17 protein-coding genes are annotated in these 17771 nt (G+C 69.1%); 9 read left to right on the top strand and 8 right to left on the bottom strand.

The window, feature by feature from the left end:
• The first annotated feature begins 30 nt into the window (after nt 1-30).
• The 6 genes from JIG36_RS07155 to polA are packed head-to-tail and all read left to right on the top strand — an operon-like array spanning nt 31 to nt 7022.
• Entirely contained in the window at nt 31-867 is an 837-nt protein-coding gene (locus JIG36_RS07155; protein ID WP_438870708.1) for an ABC transporter ATP-binding protein, read from the top strand.
• Complete coding sequence (locus tag JIG36_RS07160) at nt 857-1567, top strand: ABC transporter ATP-binding protein (RefSeq protein ID WP_203375249.1); 711 nt, start codon at nt 857-859, stop codon at nt 1565-1567. Before JIG36_RS07155 ends, JIG36_RS07160 begins: the two co-directional genes overlap by 11 nt.
• A 29-nt stretch (nt 1568-1596) precedes the next feature.
• The gene (locus JIG36_RS07165; protein ID WP_203375250.1) at nt 1597-2502 is read left to right on the top strand and encodes an ABC transporter substrate-binding protein; all 906 of its coding nucleotides are present in this window, start codon (nt 1597-1599) and stop codon (nt 2500-2502) included.
• 7 nt (nt 2503-2509) lie between these two features.
• Complete coding sequence (locus JIG36_RS07170) at nt 2510-3508, top strand: amino acid ABC transporter permease (protein ID WP_203375251.1); 999 nt, start codon at nt 2510-2512, stop codon at nt 3506-3508.
• Nucleotides 3505-4269, top strand: a complete 765-nt coding sequence (locus JIG36_RS07175) for an amino acid ABC transporter ATP-binding protein (RefSeq protein ID WP_307872598.1) — start codon at nt 3505-3507, stop codon at nt 4267-4269. Before JIG36_RS07170 ends, JIG36_RS07175 begins: the two co-directional genes overlap by 4 nt.
• A 53-nt stretch (nt 4270-4322) precedes the next feature.
• On the top strand, nt 4323-7022 hold the full coding sequence (gene polA / locus JIG36_RS07180; RefSeq protein WP_203375252.1) for a DNA polymerase I: 2700 nt from the start codon (nt 4323-4325) through the stop codon (nt 7020-7022).
• A gap of 125 nt (nt 7023-7147) precedes the next feature.
• On the opposite strand, the gene JIG36_RS07185 is transcribed toward polA, so the two are convergent.
• Nucleotides 7148-7324, bottom strand: coding sequence for a hypothetical protein (locus JIG36_RS07185; protein WP_203375253.1), 177 nt, complete (start codon nt 7322-7324; stop codon nt 7148-7150).
• A gap of 236 nt (nt 7325-7560) precedes the next feature.
• Here JIG36_RS07185 and JIG36_RS07190 point away from each other — a divergent pair, with 236 nt between their 5' ends.
• On the top strand, nt 7561-7911 hold the full coding sequence (locus JIG36_RS07190; protein WP_236046079.1) for an ArsR/SmtB family transcription factor: 351 nt from the start codon (nt 7561-7563) through the stop codon (nt 7909-7911).
• Nucleotides 7912-7917: 6 nt separating this feature from the next.
• Here JIG36_RS07190 and JIG36_RS07195 read toward each other — a convergent pair whose 3' ends face one another.
• Genes JIG36_RS07195 through JIG36_RS07205 form a run of 3 tightly spaced genes read right to left on the bottom strand, consistent with a single transcriptional unit; the run spans nt 7918 to nt 9326 of the window.
• Nucleotides 7918-8247: a DUF3140 domain-containing protein gene (locus tag JIG36_RS07195; RefSeq protein WP_203375254.1), complete on the bottom strand. Its 330-nt coding sequence runs from the start codon at nt 8245-8247 to the stop codon at nt 7918-7920.
• Entirely contained in the window at nt 8240-8461 is a 222-nt protein-coding gene (locus tag JIG36_RS07200; protein ID WP_203375255.1) for a hypervirulence associated TUDOR domain-containing protein, read from the bottom strand. The genes JIG36_RS07195 and JIG36_RS07200 overlap by 8 nt, the downstream gene beginning before the upstream one ends.
• Before the next feature lie 49 nt (nt 8462-8510).
• Complete coding sequence (locus tag JIG36_RS07205; RefSeq protein ID WP_307872599.1) at nt 8511-9326, bottom strand: class I SAM-dependent methyltransferase; 816 nt, start codon at nt 9324-9326, stop codon at nt 8511-8513.
• 196 nt (nt 9327-9522) lie between these two features.
• On the opposite strand from JIG36_RS07205, the gene rpsA reads away from it, so the two are divergent.
• Nucleotides 9523-11145 (top strand): 30S ribosomal protein S1, encoded by a 1623-nt coding sequence (gene rpsA / locus JIG36_RS07210; protein WP_438870709.1) that lies wholly within the window; start codon nt 9523-9525, stop codon nt 11143-11145.
• Between the two features lie 209 nt (nt 11146-11354).
• Complete coding sequence (gene coaE / locus JIG36_RS07215; protein WP_203375257.1) at nt 11355-12539, top strand: dephospho-CoA kinase; 1185 nt, start codon at nt 11355-11357, stop codon at nt 12537-12539.
• A gap of 78 nt (nt 12540-12617) precedes the next feature.
• Here the strand turns inward: coaE and JIG36_RS07220 are convergent, their stop codons facing one another.
• From JIG36_RS07220 to JIG36_RS07235, 4 genes are all read right to left on the bottom strand, one after another.
• Nucleotides 12618-13340 (bottom strand): VOC family protein, encoded by a 723-nt coding sequence (locus tag JIG36_RS07220; protein ID WP_203375258.1) that lies wholly within the window; start codon nt 13338-13340, stop codon nt 12618-12620.
• 76 nt (nt 13341-13416) lie between these two features.
• Nucleotides 13417-14262, bottom strand: a complete 846-nt coding sequence (locus tag JIG36_RS07225; RefSeq protein WP_236046088.1) for a GNAT family N-acetyltransferase — start codon at nt 14260-14262, stop codon at nt 13417-13419.
• Nucleotides 14263-14466: 204 nt separating this feature from the next.
• Entirely contained in the window at nt 14467-16584 is a 2118-nt protein-coding gene (gene uvrB, locus JIG36_RS07230) for an excinuclease ABC subunit UvrB (RefSeq protein WP_203375260.1), read from the bottom strand.
• 410 nt (nt 16585-16994) lie between these two features.
• Nucleotides 16995-17294, bottom strand: coding sequence for an antibiotic biosynthesis monooxygenase family protein (locus JIG36_RS07235; protein WP_203375261.1), 300 nt, complete (start codon nt 17292-17294; stop codon nt 16995-16997).
• Nucleotides 17295-17771: the final 477 nt, after the last annotated feature.

Consider the following 17771-nt stretch of genomic DNA (forward strand, 5'->3'; position numbering starts at 1 on the left):
GAGGAGCTCGACCGCGAAAATGCGCGTCCCGTGGCTGACCCCGCTCCCACAGGTGGTCCGCAGGCCGAGCCCACCCCTTCGCCCGTACGGGATGAGGGTGTGCTCCTGGAAGTCGACCACGTGACGCTGCGCTTCGGCGGTGTCGTCGCGCTCAACGACGTCAGCTTCTCGCTGCGCAAGGGTGAGATCTTCGGGCTGATCGGGCCGAACGGCGCCGGCAAGACGACCTGCTTCAATGCGATGACGGGTGTCTACCGGCCGACCGAGGGCCAGATCCGCTTCCAGGGCGAGTCGATCGTCGGCAAGAAGAAGCACCAGATCACCCGGGGCGGCATCGCGCGTACGTTCCAGAACGTGCGGTTGTTCCCGGAGATGACGGCGCTGGAGAACGTCATGGTGGGCGCGGACGCGCACCACAAGACGAGCGTGATCAGCGCGCTGTTCCGCCTGCCCCGGTTCTGGCGCGAGGAGAAGTCGGGCCGGGCCCGCTCCCTCGAGCTGCTGCGCTTCGTCGGCATCGCGCACCGTGCGGGCGACGTGAGCCGTAACCTCTCGTACGGTGAGCAGCGCCGCCTGGAGATCGCCCGGGCCCTGGCCACCAATCCCACCCTGCTCTGCCTGGACGAGCCGGCCGCCGGCTTCAACCCGGCCGAGAAGGAGGATCTGCTCCAGCTCATCCGCAAGATCCGTGACACCGGGGTGACGGTGCTGCTGATCGAGCACGACATGCGCCTGGTCATGGGCGTCACCGACCGGATCGTCGTGCTGGAGTTCGGCAAGAAGATCGCCGAGGGAACGCCCGCCGAGGTGCGGGACAACCCGTCTGTCATCGCCGCCTATCTGGGGGTGCCCACCGATGCTGCTTGAGATCGACAACGTGACGCTGGCGTACGGGCGCATCCAGGCTCTGCACGGCATCAGCCTCACCGTCGGCGAGGGCGAGGTCGTGGCGCTGATCGGCGCGAACGGCGCCGGCAAGTCGACCACCATGCGCGCCATCTCCGGTCTGCGGCCGGTGTCCCAGGGCACGATCAGGTTCGACGGCGAGGACATCACCAAGCTGCGCGCCGACCTGCGGGTGATCCGCGGTGTCTCGCAGTCGCCCGAGGGCCGGGGCATCTTCCCGGGCATGACGGTGCGCGAGAACCTCGAGATGGGCGCCTACACCCGCAAGGTCCGCTCCGAGATCGACGAGGACCTGCAGCGTGCGTTCACCCTCTTCCCGCGGCTCAAGGAGCGCGAGAAGCAGGCCGGGGGCACCCTCTCGGGCGGTGAGCAGCAGATGCTGGCGGTGGGCCGGGCGCTCATGAGCCGGCCCAAGCTGCTGCTGCTCGACGAGCCGTCCATGGGTCTGGCCCCGATGCTGATCCAGCAGATCTTCGACATCATCGTCGAGATCAACCAGCAGGGAACGACCGTGCTGCTGGTGGAACAGAACGCTCAACAGGCCCTGTCCCGGGCGCACCGCGCGTACGTTCTGGAGACCGGGCGGATCGTCAAGGAAGGCACCGGCGCCGACCTCCTGAACGATCCCGCGGTCAAGGACGCCTACCTGGGCGTCGCGTAAACCGGAATTTTCTTCCTGAGGGAGTCATCATGTTCCGCACCACCCCCGGCCGCCGGGCGATCCTCGGCCTGGCCGCCGCGGCGGCGCTGACGTTGTCGTTGACCGCCTGCGGCTCGGAGTCGGAGGACCCGGGCACGGGTTCCGGCCCCGCGCCCAGCGCGTCCGCCGACACCGCCCTCGCCGACAAGGTCCCGGCCGACATCAAGGCCGCGGGCAAGCTGACGATCGGCACCGACTCGTCGTACGCGCCGAGTGAGTTCCTCGACACCGACGGCAAGACCGTCGTCGGCTTCGACGTCGACCTGTTCAACGCGGTGGCGCAGAAGCTCAACCTGACCACCGAGTGGACGTCGGCCACGTTCGACAGCATCATCCCGGGCGTGACCAGCAAGAAGTATGCGGTCGGGGTCTCCTCCTTCACGATCAACGCGGACCGGATGAAGGAGGTCAACATGGTCTCCTACTTCTCGGCGGGCACCCAGTGGGCCGCCAAGACCGGCGCGACGATCAACCCGGACGACGTCTGCGGCAAGAAGATCGCCGTGCAGACCGCGACCGTGCAGGTGGACGACCTGAACGCGCGCTCCAAGAAGTGCACCGACGCCGGCAAGGCCAAGATCACGATCGACCAGTACCAGAAGCAGTCGGACGCGACCAACGCCGTCAACACCGGCAAGGACGAGGCCATGCTGGCCGACTCGCCCGTGGTGGCGTACGCGGTGAAGCAGACCAGCGGCTCGCTCGCGCTGGTCGGCGACATCTACGACTCGGCCCCGTACGGCTATGCGGTCGCCAAGGACCAGACCGAGTTCGCGAACGTCCTCGGCGAGGCGGTGCAGGCCCTGATCGCCGACGGCACCTACAAGCAGATCCTCGACAAGTGGGGCGTCACCGCCGGCGCGATCACCACGCCCGAAGTGAACCCGTCGGTCTGACCCTCGCATGAGCGACGACACGACAACCGAACGGGCACGGCCTGAAGCGATCAAGGCCGTGCCCGTGCGGCACCCCGGCCGGTGGATAGCCCTGGCCGTCATCGCGGTGCTGGCCGCGATGTTCCTGCACCTGCTTCTCACCAACGACCGGTTCCGCTGGTCGTTCATCTTCCTGGAGTACCAGGAAGGCAAGCGCGGTGTGATGTTCACCGAGCCGGTCCTCGAGGGCCTGCGCGGAACGATCATGCTGACCATCTCGTCGATGGCGATCGGCATCGCGCTCGGCATCGTCATCGCGATCATGCGGTTGTCGCCGAACAAGATCCTGTCGTCGGTCGCGTTCCTCTACACCTGGTTCTTCCGGGCCGTCCCCCGGCTCGTGCTCGCGCTGCTCTTCGGCAACCTGAACATCCTGTGGGAGCGCATCGGCTTCGGCCTGCCGTTCGGCACCCAGATCGGCAAGCTGTTCGGCCTCGACAACTTCGACGGGCAGTTCTACAGCATCAAGGCCAGCGACCTGATCGCCGGCTTCGTCGCCGGCATGCTGGCGCTGGCGCTCTCCGAGGCCGCCTACATGGCCGAGATCGTGCGGGCCGGCATCCAGTCGATCGACACCGGCCAGGCCGAGGCCGCGGTCGCGCTCGGCATGTCCCGCGGGCAGGTGCTGCGCCGCATCGTCCTGCCCCAGGCCATGCGGGTGATCGTGCCGCCCACCGGCAACGAGATCATCGCGATGGTCAAGGACACCTCGCTGGTGGCCTACGTGCCGGTCACCTTCGAGCTGTGGTTCCAGCTCACCCAGGTCTCCGCGCGTACCTTCGTCGTGCTGCCGGTGATCGTCGCGGCCCTGATCTGGTACCTGATCCTGTGCACCGTGCTGATGATCGCCCAGTACTTCGTGGAGCGGCACTTCAGCAAGGGCTACGGCGCCACGGCCAAGGCGAAACAGCGGCTGCGCGACATCCAGGTCGAGCAGGGCGGACGGATCACCGGGGAGGTGCCATGACCGGCGAAATGGTGCGCGCCGACAACGTGCACAAGTCGTTCGGCTCCCTCGAGGTGCTCAAGGGCATCGACCTCGTGGTCAAGCCGGGTGAGGTGTGCTGCGTGCTCGGCCCGTCGGGCTCCGGCAAGTCGACGTTCCTGCGCTGCATCAACCACCTCGAGAAGATCAACGCTGGTCGGATCTTCGTCGACGGCGAGCTGGTCGGCTACCGCGAACGTGGCGGCAAGCTGCACGAGATGGGCGAGAAGGACGTCGCCAAGCAACGCCGCTCGATCGGCATGGTCTTCCAGCGGTTCAACCTGTTCCCGCACATGACGGTGCTCGACAACGTCATGGAGGCGCCCTGCCGGGTCAAGCGGGAGAGCAAGGCCGAGGTCCGTGACCGGGCCGTCGGCCTGCTCGAACGGGTGGGTCTGGGCAGCAAGGTCGGCAACTACCCGGGGCAGCTCTCCGGCGGCCAGCAGCAGCGGGTCGCCATCGCCCGGGCCCTGGCCATGCGGCCCAAGCTGATGCTGTTCGACGAGCCGACCAGCGCGCTCGACCCCGAGCTGGTGGGCGAGGTCCTCGACACGATGAAGGACCTGGCCGCCGACGGCATGACCATGGTCGTGGTGACCCACGAGATCGGCTTCGCCCGCGAGGTGGGCGACAACCTGATCTTCATGGACGGCGGCGTCGTGGTCGAACAGGGGCCGCCGCGCGACGTCATCACGAACCCGCAGCATGAGCGAACCAGGGCATTCCTCAGCAAGGTGCTCTAACCAGGCGGGGCGGTCCGGCTTTGTGTCGGACCCCCCGACTAGAGTTCACCGACGTGAGCGACGACGCCCAGACTCCCCGATTGCTGCTGCTCGACGGCCACTCCTTGGCCTACCGCGCGTTCCACGCGCTGCCCAAGGACAACTTCAGCACGCAGACCGGTCAGCACACGAATGCCGTCTTCGGCTTCACCTCGATGTTGATCAACATGCTGCGCGACGAGAAGCCCACGCACATCGTGGTCGCGTTCGACGTCTCCCGCGTCTCCTTCCGCACCGAGAAATACCCGGAGTACAAGGCCGGCCGCTCGGCGACGCCGCCCGAGTTCCAGGGCCAGGTCAGCCTGGTCAAGGAGATCCTCGACGCGCTCCGCATCACCTATGTCGAGAAGCCCGGCTTCGAGGCCGACGACGTCATCGCCACCCTGGCCACCCAGGGCCGCGAGGCCGGCATGGAGGTGCTGATCTCCTCCGGCGACCGCGACGCCCTGCAGCTGGTCGACGAGCACACCACCGTCCTCTACCCGAGCCGCGGCGTCTCCGAGGTCTGGCGGATGACCCCGGCGCTGGTCGAGGAGAAGCAGCTCGTCCCGCCCCATCTCTACCGTGACAAGGCCGCCCTGGTCGGCGAGACCAGCGACAACCTGATCGGCGTGCCCGGCGTCGGCCCCAAGACGGCGGCCAAGTGGATCACCGAATACGGCGGCATCGAGGGCGTCGTCGCCAACGCCGACAAGGTCAAGGGCAAGGCCGGCGACAACCTGCGGGCCAACCTGTCGTCGGTGATGCTCAACTACGAGCTCAACGCCCTGCGCAAAGACCTCGAGCTTCCCGTACGCCCCGAGGACGTGCGCTGGCACGGCTGGGATCGCGAAGCCGTCCACCAGGTGTTCGACGCGCTCGAGTTCCGGGTGCTGCGCGAGCGGCTCTATTCGTACCTAGACGCCGTCGAGCCCGAGGCCGAGTCCGGCTTCGACCTCGAAGGTCAGGTGCTCGGCGCCGGTCAGGTCGCGGGGTGGCTGACCGAGCACGCCGCCGCGGCCCCGGTCGGCGTCGCCGTCACCGGCAGCTTCGGCCGTGGCACGGGCGCGCTCACCGGTGTCGCGGTGGCCACCGGCGACGGTCCGGCCGCCTGGTTCGACCCCACGGCCCTCGACGAGGCCGACGAGCGGGCGGTGGCCGGGTGGCTGGCCGACGCCGGGCGGCCCAAGGTGCTGCACGACGCGAAGCCGGCCACGCTGGCGATGCGGGCCCACGGCTGGGCTCTGGCCGGCGTCCGTGTCGACACCGCCCTGGCGGCCTATCTGGCCAAGCCCGACCAGCGGGCCTACGACCTGACCGACCTCGCCCTGCGCTACCTCAAGCGCGAGCTACGCGTCGAGGAGCCCGAGACCGGCCAGCTCGACCTGCTCTCCGGCCTGGGCGGCGAGACCGACGGCGCCGCCGAGCAGAACGTGATGCTGCGCGCCCGGGCCACGCTCGACCTGGCCGACGTGCTCACCGAGGAGCTGTCACGCGACGGCGGCGAGTCGCAGAAGCTGCTGATGGAGGTCGAGCAGCCGCTCTCCGAGGTGCTGGGCGAGATGGAACACCTGGGCATCGCCGCCGACACCGGATACCTCTCCGAGCTCGAGGCCCACTTCGCCGCCGAGGTGAAGTCGGCCCAGCAGGCGGCCCACGAGGTGGTCGGCCGCGAGTTCAACCTCGGCTCGCCCAAGCAGCTCCAGCAGATCCTGTTCGACGAGCGGGGCCTGCCCAAGACCAAGAAGATCAAGTCGGGCTACACGACCGACGCCGACGCGCTGCAGAGCCTGTTCGCCCAGACCGGCGACCCGGTTCTGGAACACCTGCTGCGCCACCGCGACGTGGCCAAGCTCAAGTCCACGGTCGACGGCCTGCTCAAGTCGGTCTCCGACGACGGGCGCATCCACACCACGTTCAACCAGACCGTCGCCGCCACCGGCCGGCTCTCGTCGACCGATCCCAACCTGCAGAACATCCCCATCCGCACGGAGGAGGGCCGCCGGATCCGGCGTGCGTTCGTCGTCGGCGAGGGCTTCGAGCAGCTGATGACCGCCGACTACAGCCAGATCGAGATGCGCATCATGGCGCACCTGTCCGGCGACGAGGCGCTGATCGCGGCGTTCAACTCGGCGTTCGACTTCCACGCGGCCACCGCCTCGTCGGTCTTCCACGTGCCGGTCGAAGAGGTCGTCCCCGACCAGCGCCGCAAGATCAAGGCGATGAACTACGGCCTGGCGTACGGCCTGAGCGCGTTCGGCCTGTCCAACCAGCTGAACATCCCGACCGAAGAGGCCCGGGGGCTGATGGACGAATACTTCGAGCGCTTCGGGGGCGTCCGCGACTACCTGCAGGCCGTCGTGCGGCGGGCCGTGCAGGACGGCTACACCGCCACGATCCTGGGCCGCCGGCGCTACCTGCCCGACCTCTCCAGCGACAACCGCCAGCGCCGCGAGATGGCCGAACGCATGGCCCTCAACGCCCCCATCCAGGGCTCAGCGGCCGACATCATCAAGATCGCGATGCTGCGGGTCGACAAGGCTCTGAAGGAAGCCGGCCTCAAGTCCCGCATGCTGCTGCAGGTCCACGACGAGTTGGTCTTCGACGTGGCCCCCGGCGAGCGCGAGCCCCTCGAGGCCTTGGTGCGCCGCGAGATGGGCGAGGCTTACCCGCTGTCGGTGCCGCTGGAGGTCTCGGTGGGCCACGGCCAGGACTGGAACGGCGCCGACCACTAGCCGTATCCAGACCGCCGCGGCCAACGGGATCGGAGCGGCGGCCGGAACGCGGGCGACGGCGATCGCGAGCGGGATGACCAGCAGCAGGTAGGGGATCGGCCAGGTGGTGGACACCGGGCCGTCCCTCAGTGCGGCGTAGATGCCCCGCCCAGGGCGGCCAGGGCGATCGCGGCCATGGTTTGCACCAGGAGGAAAGCGGGCCCGGTGCGGGGTGCCGGGTCTGCCTCGGTGTCCGGTTCGCCGAAGCCCAGCCACATGCCGGTCACCTGGACGAGTTCCCGGATTCCCTGCCGCGCCCCCATGGCGGCATCCTAACGGGACAGCTCTGATTCGACAGTTCTCTATAAATTCGTGACCGATGTCATGGGAGATGCTGAGGGGCATCGATCAGAGTGACGACACGGCATCATTCCGCGTCACCGTGGGCTGGGCCGGAGGCGTACGCTCACCGCGGTCGTGCTGTCGCGGCCGCGGGGCTGCGTACGGTAATCGGCTCTGGACCGGGCCGTGGTTGCGGGGCTTTGCAAAGGTGTGGGCCATGGGGAGCCAGACGATGGGTAATTCCGCCGGAGAGAGTGGGTCGCTCACCCGTGAGCCGCTCGACGCGGCGCGGGCTGATGCGTTCGCGCCGATGTTCAAGGCCCTGGGCGACCCGGTGCGCCTGCGGCTGCTGTCGATGATCGCCTCGGCCCGCGGCGGCGAGGTGTGTGTCTGTGACCTGACCGGCGAGTTCCATCTCACCGGCCCGACCATCTCGCACCACCTCAAGGTGCTGCGCGAGGCCGGCCTGGTCGACAGCGACCGCCGCGGCACCTGGGTCTACTACCGCATGATCCCGGCGGCGCTGGCCGTCATGGGCACGCTGCTGGAGACCGGCATCCCCGTCTGAGGGGCGTCACTTCTTCAGCGGGTCGTGCCCCCAGTTCATCAGCGAATAACGCCACGCGGTCTCCTCGACGTCTCCCTTGGGGCGCTGCGCCAGGTGCCGGTGCACGTAGCCGACCACCTTGCGCATGTGCTTCTCGTCGGCGTCGGTCAGGTCGGCCTTCTTCGTGCCCAGGATCTTGACGATCTTGCGGCCGGAGTCATGGCCGACCGATTCGCCGTTCGGCTTCGACTTCTGGCCGACCTCCTTGGCCTCGTCGGTCTTCAGCCATTTCTCGATCTCGCTAGCGGTCATGTTCACCGCGTCCTGGAATTCCGCGTACGTGTCCTGATCAGCCATTCTTCTTCAAGGCCCCCGGCTTGTGGACGGCCTCGCGCCCGGTCTTGTCGCTCTTGACCTTGTACTGCGGGTCGTCCGGGGAGGCGTCGACCGTGCGGCCGGCGGTCTCGGTGCGGCGGGTGATCTTCTGCTCGACCTCGCCGTGCACGGTCTCGCCGTGGCTCTTCCAGGTCACGTCGTCGCCCTTTTTGAGGCTTTTCTTCGCATCAGCCATGAGAAGCGGATACCCGGCGGCCCGCGTCGGAAACGAAACCGGGCCGAGGTCAGCGCAGGTCGGAGACGAAGATCGCGGTGCCGGGGAACAGTCGCCCCCGCAGCGGGCTCCACTGACCCCAGGTCTCCTCGTGCCCGGCCGGCCAATCCGGCTCGATCAGGTCGCGGAGCACGAACCCGGCGGCCACCAGCTCGCGCACCCGGTCGCCCAGGGTGCGGTGCTGTTCCACGTACGTGGGAACGCCTGTGTCGTCTCTCTCCACGTAGGGCGTGCGATCGAAGTAGGAGTTGCGCGCGACCAGGCCGGTCTCGTCCGGCTCGTCCCAGAAGATCCAGCGCATCGGGTGGGTGATCGAGAAGACCCAGGTCCCTCCCGTACGCAGGACACGTGCGACCTCCCGCATGGCGGCGCCCGAGTCGGCCACGAACGGGATCGCCCCGAAGGCGGTGCAGACGATGTCGAATACGCTGTCCGCGAACGGCAGAGCCAGAGCGTCGGCTTGCACCAGAGGCACCCGTACGCCCGTACGGGCCCCGGCCTCGCGGGCGTGCCGCAGCATTCCGGCCGAGAGATCGAGGGCCGTCACCTCGGCCCCCTGCCCGTCGAGCCACCGGGCGCCGGCCGCCGCGCCCGCGCCGAGCTCCAGCACCCGCTTGCCGCGCACGTCGCCGAGCAGCCGGGCATCGGCCTCCCGCAGCCCCTCGGGGCACCAGACGAAGTCGAGATCGCCCAGGAAGGCGCCGTGTTCGGCCTGGTAGTCGTCGGCGTCGGAGTCCCACCAGCCCCGGCTGGCGACCCGGCTCTCGTCGTCGGTGATCGCTCGCCGGGGTGACGTGCCGGGCGCCGCTGGGTTGATCTCGGTCACCCGGACAAGGTACGTCAGGGCAGAGTCGCGTCCCGATTCGGCACATTACGGGCATGCTGCGGGGTTTCGGCCGAACATTGTGCCTGGGTCGTCAGGAGGGCTTGCAACCTGTGGTAATGCGCACGGTAAGCTAGTCGATGCGCTCGCGGATCGTGTGCCTCGGCAGGGAGCAGGTTCCGTGGTCGTCGGTCTCGACATGATCGAAGCAGGGGATCCCGGTCCTTTTTCATCTCGTTCGTGCCGTGCCCGCCGGCAGTTCCGCGGAGCGCGAGAGACACCACGAATCCATCCGTTCGGAGCAACAGTCCACATGACGAGCAGCATCGAGGCCACCTCGAGCGCCAACAAGGTCACCGTCGACGATCTCGGATCCGAGGAAGCATTCCTCGCCGCCATCGACGAGACCATCAAGTACTTCAACGACGGCGACATTGTCGAAGGCACCGTCGTCAAGGTCGATCGGGACGAGGTCCTGCTCGACATCGGCTACAAGACCGAGGGTGTCATCCCCTCGCGCGAGTTGTCGATCAAGCATGACGTGGACCCCGCGGAAGTGGTGTCGGTCGGTGACCACATCGAAGCCCTCGTCCTCACCAAGGAGGACAAGGAAGGCCGTCTGATCCTCTCGAAGAAGCGCGCTCAGTACGAGCGTGCCTGGGGCACCATCGAGAAGATCAAGGAGGACGACGGCGTCGTTCGCGGCTCCGTCATCGAGGTCGTCAAGGGTGGTCTCATCCTCGACATCGGCCTCCGCGGCTTCCTGCCGGCCTCCCTGGTCGAGATGCGTCGTGTCCGCGACCTCCAGCCCTACGTGGGCCGTGAGCTCGAGGCCAAGATCATCGAGCTGGACAAGAACCGCAACAACGTGGTCCTGTCCCGCCGTGCCTGGCTCGAGCAGACGCAGTCCGAGGTTCGCACCGAGTTCCTCAACAAGCTCCAGAAGGGCCAGGTCCGCAAGGGCGTCGTGTCCTCGATCGTCAACTTCGGCGCGTTCGTCGACCTCGGCGGCGTCGACGGTCTGGTGCACGTCTCGGAGCTCTCCTGGAAGCACATCGACCACCCGTCCGAGGTTGTCGAGGTCGGCCAGGAGGTCGAGGTCGAGGTTCTCGACGTCGACCTGGACCGCGAGCGCGTCTCGCTGTCGCTGAAGGCGACCCAGGAAGACCCGTGGCGCCAGTTCGCCCGCACCCACGCGATCAACCAGATCGTGCCGGGCAAGGTCACCAAGCTGGTTCCGTTCGGCGCCTTCGTCCGCGTGGACGATGGCATCGAGGGTCTGGTGCACATCTCCGAGCTGGCCGAGCGGCACGTCGAGCTGCCCGAGCAGGTCGTCCAGGTGGGCTCCGACGTTCTGGTCAAGGTCATCGACATCGACCTCGAGCGTCGCCGGATCTCGCTGTCGCTCAAGCAGGCCAACGAGGGCTTCGTCGAGGGCGAGGAGCACTTCGACCCGACCCTCTACGGCATGGCCGCGACGTACGACGCCGAGGGCAACTACATCTACCCCGAGGGCTTCGACCCCGAGACGGGCGAGTGGCTCGAAGGCTTCGACAAGCAGCGCGAGGCCTGGGAGAAGCAGTACGCCGACGCTCGCGAGCGTTGGGAGGCCCACACCAAGCAGGTGCAGGCGTCCCGCGACGCCGACGCCGAGGCCGCGCTCAACCCGGCTCCGGCCGGCGGCGCGACCACCTCGACGTCGTCCAGCACCTCGTCGAGCTCGCCGGCCCCGGCGCGCGCGTCCGAGGAGCCGTCCGGCACCCTGGCCACCGACGAGGCGCTCGCCGCTCTGCGCGAGAAGCTCGCCGGCGGCAAGGGCTGACCCGTCCCGCGGGCTGACCCGAAAGCTCCAAACGGCGAAGGCCGCTCCGACTCCGGTCGGGGCGGCCTTCGCCGTTCCCGCCGCCTGCTTGCGGTTGCGGCACACGCGGGCCTGGGGACCCACGCCGGCTCGGGCCCCCGGCTGTGTTCGTTTTGGCTTCGGGGCGGGCGGGCTGTTCCGTTTGCCGGGCGGCGCGGAATACTGAGCGGGTGTTGAAGGTGGGGCTCACGGGCGGGATCGGGGCGGGTAAGAGCGCCGTGGCGCGGCGGCTCGCGCAGAGCGGTGCGGTGATCGCCGATGCCGATGTGCTGTCCCGCGAGGTGGTGGCCCGGGGCACCGACGGGCTGGGCGAGATCGTGGCGGCGTTCGGGTCGGGCGTGCTCACGGCCGACGGTGACCTCGACCGTCCGGCGCTCGCGGCCAAGGTCTTCGGCGACGAGTCGGCCCGCCGCACCCTCGAGAAGATCATTCATCCCCGCGTACGGGCCCGGACCGCCGAACTGACCCACGGCGCGCCCGCCGACGCGATCGTCGTCAACGACGTGCCGCTGCTCGTGGAGACGGGCCTCGCCCCCTCGTACCACCTGGTGATCGTCGTCGAGGCCGACCGGGAGCAGCGCCTGCGGCGGCTCGTCGAGAACCGGGGCATGACTACCGAACAGGCCGAGGCCCGCATCGCCGCGCAGGCCGCCGACGCCGACCGCCGCCGCGCGGCCGACGTGGTGCTGACCAACGACGACACCCTCGACGACCTGCACGCGCGCGTTGACCGGCTGTTCAAGCGAAGGCTCCGGCCGTACGAGGAAAATCTCCGCACCCGTGTCTCGGCCCGCCCCGACCGCCGGCTGCACATCGCCGGCTCCGACCCGTCGTGGCCCGAGCAGGCCGGCCGTCTGATCGCCCGGATCCGGCATGCGCTGCCCGACGGGCAGACGGTGTCGCACATCGGCTCGACCGCCGTTCCCGGGTTGCCCGCCAAAGACATCGTCGACCTGATGCTCGGTGTGCGGACGCTCGACGAGGCCGACGCGCTGGCCGATCGGCTGGGCGCGGCCGGCTTCCCGCGGCGTCAGGGGGAGTGGTACGACAACGCGCGCGGCCTGCCCGGCCAGACGTGGCCCAAGCGCCTGCACGGCGGCGCCGACCCCGGCCGTACGGTCAATCTGCACGTCCGCGTGACCGGCTCACCCGGCTGGCGTTTCGCGCTGCTGATGCGCGACCACCTGCGCGCGGTCCCCGAGGCGCGCGACGGTTACGCCGAGGCCAAGGCGCGCTGGGCGACGGAACACCACGACCGCTACACGTACGCCGACGCCAAGGAACCGTGGTTCGACGAGGAGGCCTTGGCCGCCGACGAGTGGGCCGCGGCCACCGGCTGGCAGCCTCACCCCTGAGCCGCGCGTGTCGGGCCGGCCGTCGTGCCCCTGAGCCGCGCGTGTCGAGCTCGCCGTCTTGTCCCTGAGCCGCGCGGTTCAGTCGGTGGCGGGGTCGCCTTTGGTAAGGCAGTAGAGGCCGCCGGCCGGGTCGCGGAACGTCGACCAGTTGGGCCACTCGCCCAGGAACGTCGCCCCCAGGGACTCGTGCCAGGCTCGCGCGGCCCGGATGTCGGAGCAGGACACGTCCAGGTGCGCCGAGGCGGGGCGTTCCTCACCCAGGCGCTGCAGCAGGAACCGTACGGGAACAGGCGGCGCCGGCTGGAGGCGGAGGAACTCGTCGGCCTGCACGCCCTCGTCCAGCGACCAGCCCGTCAGCTCCGACCAGAACCGCACCTCGTCGTCGTAGACCGACGGCGCCAGGTCGAAGCAGAGCTGGTGCGGACGCAGGCTCACACCGTCGGGCCCGGTCGACGGTCCGGGCCGCACGTGCTGCCCAGGCCAGGCGGCGACGTGGAAGGGCAACCCGGCCGGGGAGACGTTGGCGCCGGGGAAGGCGGCCGGACCGTCGACCCACAATCGGGGAAGGTGGCCGCCGCTCCCGTGCCGCACACCCCGGATCTCGAGCCAGTCGTCCCCGTCCGCGGTCCGTAGCCGGACCGAGCCGGCCGTGCCAGGTTCCCCGGAGCGACGGTCGCCGTCGTGCCGCGCGGTGACCGTGCCGGAATCCGGCACCGGCACCGGTTCCGATCCGGTGACCTCGGACCAGAACGCGACCGCGGCATCAAACCGGTCGGCCGGACGCTCGAGAACAGCATCCACCCACCGGACCATCGTCTGCCCCTCCGCCATGAGCCGGCGCATACCCCCCAGGCTCGGGTTGATGCCTGCTCCGGGGCTAGCGCTGGTACCGGGCCCGCCGTCCGCGCTGCGCGAAGCCCAGCCGGCGGTAGAGTGCGGCCGCGCCCGGGTTGTTCACGTTGACGGTCAGCCAGCAGTGGTCGGCGCCGTCGGCTCGCATGCGGGTCAGCGACTCGGTGATCAGGGCGGCCGCAAGGCCCCGGCGCCGGGCGAACGGCACAACACCGGCCTGGACGATCCAGCCCTGGGCCGCGACCACAAAACCGGCGTCGCCCAGATCGGGCAGGGTCACCAGCAGCGAGCACGACGGCAGGAAGTCGTCGTCCTCCTCGTTCTCGGCGATCCACACGTCGGCCGGGTCGGCCGGGAAGCCGGGCCGGTCGCGGAACGACGCGTGATAGGTCGTGTGGAACCGCCGTGACACCGGCTCGTCCCAGGTCGAGAGCGTCACCCCGTCCGGCCAGACCGGCGCCGGAAGGTCGAGGTCGTCGATGCGCATGACGTCTTCGGCGAACGACTGCCGCAACCCGCGCGACTCGAAGAGCTCCACCGCGTCGTCGGTCAGGGTCTCGGTCTCGACGGTGACATCGCCCTCGCCCGCAAGCGCCAGCCCACGGTCGAGCAACGCCGCGCCCAGCCCCCGCCCCCGAGCCGACGGATCAACGAGCCCCGTGAAGACCGCCGCGGAGCCCACCCCGGCCAATGCCCCGCCGGAGCCCGACCCGCCCGAGCCCGACCCAGCAGCGGCCCCGCCGACCGAGGTCGCCCCGCGGACGGCGCCCGCCGCAAGCAGCGAGCCGTCCTCACCCCGTACGCCGAAAGCCACAACCCCCGCCCCCGTCCATCGCCGCCCGAGAAACCCCGGGTCGGTCGCGAGCGGCATGCCACCGTCGGCCTCGAAACACCGCTCGGCCAGGGCAAGAAGCTCCGCCGGCAGGCCAGAGCCCGAGCTGGCCCCAGAGCCTGAGCCGGCCCCAGAGCCGACACCTGAGCCGATCTCAGAGCCGGTCCCACTCAGCTCGGTCCACAAGGTCTCGCCGGTCGAAGTCATCCGGCCACACTAGCCAGGGCGGGGGAACGGGCCGAACTATTTCACCCCCGCCGCGTCCATCCCGCGCAGCTCCTTCTTGAGTTCCGACATCTCGTCACGGATGCGGGCCGCCAGCTCGAACTGGAGCTCCCGCGCCGCCCCCAGCATCTGCTCGTTGAGGTCTTGGATGAGCTGCGCCAGCTCGGTGCGGGCCATCCCCTTGGCGGCCGTGGCCCCGGACGCGGCGCGCCCCTTCGACCTGGTCTCGGGCACCGGCGCCTTGCCGCGCGAGATCTGCCGCCCACCGCCGCCGACCATCGGGTTGACCGCGGCGTCGGTGTCTTCGGCCTCGCGGTAGATGTCGTCGAGGATGTCGTGGATCCGCTTGCGCAGGGCCTGCGGCGTGATGCCGTTGGCCTCGTTGTGCGCGATCTGCTTGGCCCGGCGCCGGTCGGTCTCCTCGATCGCGTCGCGCATCGACGGCGTCATCTTGTCGGCGTACATATGGACCTGGCCCGACACGTTACGGGCGGCCCGGCCGATCGTCTGGATCAGCGACCGCCCCGACCGCAGGAAGCCCTCCTTGTCGGCGTCGAGGATCGCGACCAGCGACACCTCGGGCAGGTCGAGACCCTCGCGCAGCAGGTTGATGCCGACCAGAACGTCGTAGTCGCCCTTGCGCAGCTCTTTCAGCAGCTCGACGCGGCGCAGCGTGTCGACCTCGGAGTGCAGGTAGCGCACCCGGATGCCGTTCTCGAGCAGGTAGTCGGTGAGGTCTTCGGCCATCTTCTTGGTCAGCGTCGTGACCAGGACCCGCTCGTCGCGTTCGGTGCGCAGCTTGATCTCGTGCATGAGGTCGTCGATCTGGCCCTTGGTCGGCTTCACGACCACCTCGGGGTCGACCAGGCCGGTCGGGCGGATCACCTGCTCGACGAACTCGCCCTGGGCCTGCTGCATCTCCCACGGCCCCGGGGTCGCCGACAGGAACACCATCTGGCCGACCCGCTCGAGGAACTCGTCGAACCTCAGCGGCCGGTTGTCGGCCGCGCTGGGCAGCCGGAACCCGTGCTCGATGAGGATGCGCTTGCGGGACGCGTCACCCTCGTACATGCCGCCGATCTGCGGGATCGTCACGTGGGACTCGTCGATGACCGTGATGTAGTCGTCGGGGAAATAGTCGAGCAGGGTGAACGACGGCTCGCCGGGCGAGCGGCCGTCCATGTGCATCGAATAGTTCTCGATGCCGTTGCAGAAGCCGACCTGCCGCATCATCTCGACGTCGTACTGCGTGCGCATGCGCAGCCGCTGGGCCTCGAGCAGCTTGCCCTGCCGCTCGAACTCGGCCAGCCGCTCCTCGAGCTCGGCCTCGATCTGGCGGATCGCCCGCTCCATCCGCTCGGGACCGGCCACATAGTGTGACGCCGGGAAGATGACCAGCTGGTCGACCTCGCGGACGATCTCGCCGGTGAGCGGGTGCAGGTAATACAGCTTCTCGATCTCGTCGCCGAACAGTTCGATGCGGACCGCGAGTTCCTCGTAGGCCGGGATGATCTCGAGGGTGTCGCCACGCACCCGGAACGTGCCCCGCTGGAAGGCCATGTCGTTGCGCGAGTATTGAATGTCGACCAGGCGGCGCAGCACCTGGTCGCGGTCGACCACGTCGCCCACCTTGACCGCGACCGAACGATCCAGGTATTCCTGCGGGGTGCCCAGGCCGTAGATCGCGCTCACCGTGGCCACCACGATCGTGTCGCGCCGGGTGAGCAGCGACATCGTGGCCGAGTGACGCAGCCGCTCGACCTCCTCGTTGACCGACGAGTCCTTCTCGATGTAGGTGTCGGTCTGGGCGATGTAAGCCTCGGGCTGGTAGTAGTCGTAGTAGCTGACGAAGTATTCGACGGCGTTGTTGGGCAGCAGCTCGCGGAACTCCTTGGCGAGCTGGGCGCACAGCGTCTTGTTGGGGGCCAGCACGAGCGCGGGCCGCTGCAGCTTCTCGATCAGCCACGCGGTCGTCGCGCTCTTGCCGGTGCCGGTGGCGCCGAGCAGCACCGAGTGACGATCACCGGCCCGCACCCGCCGGTCGAGCTCGGCGATGGCCGTGGGCTGGTCGCCGGCCGGCTGAAATTCGCTGATGACCTCGAAGTTGCCGTCGAGGCGTGGGATGTCGAGCGCCATGGAAACCACCGTACGTCTAGGGTCTGACAAGTTCTGGCCGCCGCTGTCCGGCCCGCGTGCGGTGGGTGCACATTCGGCCCGTTGGCAGCGGTTGCGGGGCACGCCTAACCTGTTCGGGTAGGCCGCTCGCGGCGGCCGCCCGGCACCGGGCGGGGTCACTCAACGATCCCCTCGGCCGGCCCGTGGTTTGATGCGCCCCGGTCTCCGGCGAGCGCACCCACAGGTGGTCGCGCGCTGCGCAGACCGGCCGCCGCGAGCGCCCTTCTTTCAACCCACCGACCAGACCCGTCATTCCGTACGGAGGCAGAGCCGTCCTTCCGCACAAGGGCGGCCCCGTCATTCCGTACGGGGGGCTGAGTCGTCCTTCCGCGCGGGGCGGCCCCGTCATTCCGTACGGGAAATGGCCTCTCTCAGACCTCAGGCGGGACGTCGGTGTAGTGCTCGACGAGCGGCGGCTGGGCGAAGTAGGGGCCGATCGCCGCGCGCCACCGGGTGAACCGCTCGGTGCCCCGGAAGTTCTTCTCGTGCGCCTCGACGTCGTCCCACTCGACCAGCAGCACGAACCGCGACGGCGACTCGACACCGCGGGTCATCCGCACCGACCGGCAGCCCGGCGTGGTCGCCAGGATCGGGTGGGCGGACTGATAGGCGGCGGCAAAGGCATCTTCCGAGCCGGGCGTGATGTCGATCAAAGCGACTTCGAGAACCATGCGCGGAGCCTGCCACAGACCCGACCGAACTAGCCTCCTAGGAAGCCGAGGAAGATAGAGGGGAGGCACACCAGATGTAGAGGGGAGGCGCGCCGGACGTGGAGTGGAGGCGCACTTCGCGGACGTGACGGCGGCAGATCGTCGGGAACGGCGTACGAAGGAAAGAGGAGTGAAGGTCGTGAATGGGATTGGCCGGCGGGGCGCGGGGTAGCGTTGAGGTCGGCAGCCGGGGAGAGGCTCGACACGCTTTCCCGGGGTGCTCTGCCGTTGTGCCGTTCGATGAGACACAATGGCTGCCGTAGGAGGGGAGTATTCCCTCGTGTCGGTCTCGTCAACACGGTGTGCCCACCCCCTGAGGGCAGACCCGGGGCCGGCGGTCGCTCGCAGGAGCGGCGGAAGAGACCTCCGACAGTCGCACGACGCTGTTCCCGCCGAAGACCCCCGGTGCGGGCGCAGCGCCGGACCGTGTCTGCCGGA

The sequence above is a fragment of the Paractinoplanes ovalisporus genome, from assembly GCF_016834655.1.
Classification (GTDB): domain Bacteria; phylum Actinomycetota; class Actinomycetes; order Mycobacteriales; family Micromonosporaceae; genus Actinoplanes; species Actinoplanes ovalisporus.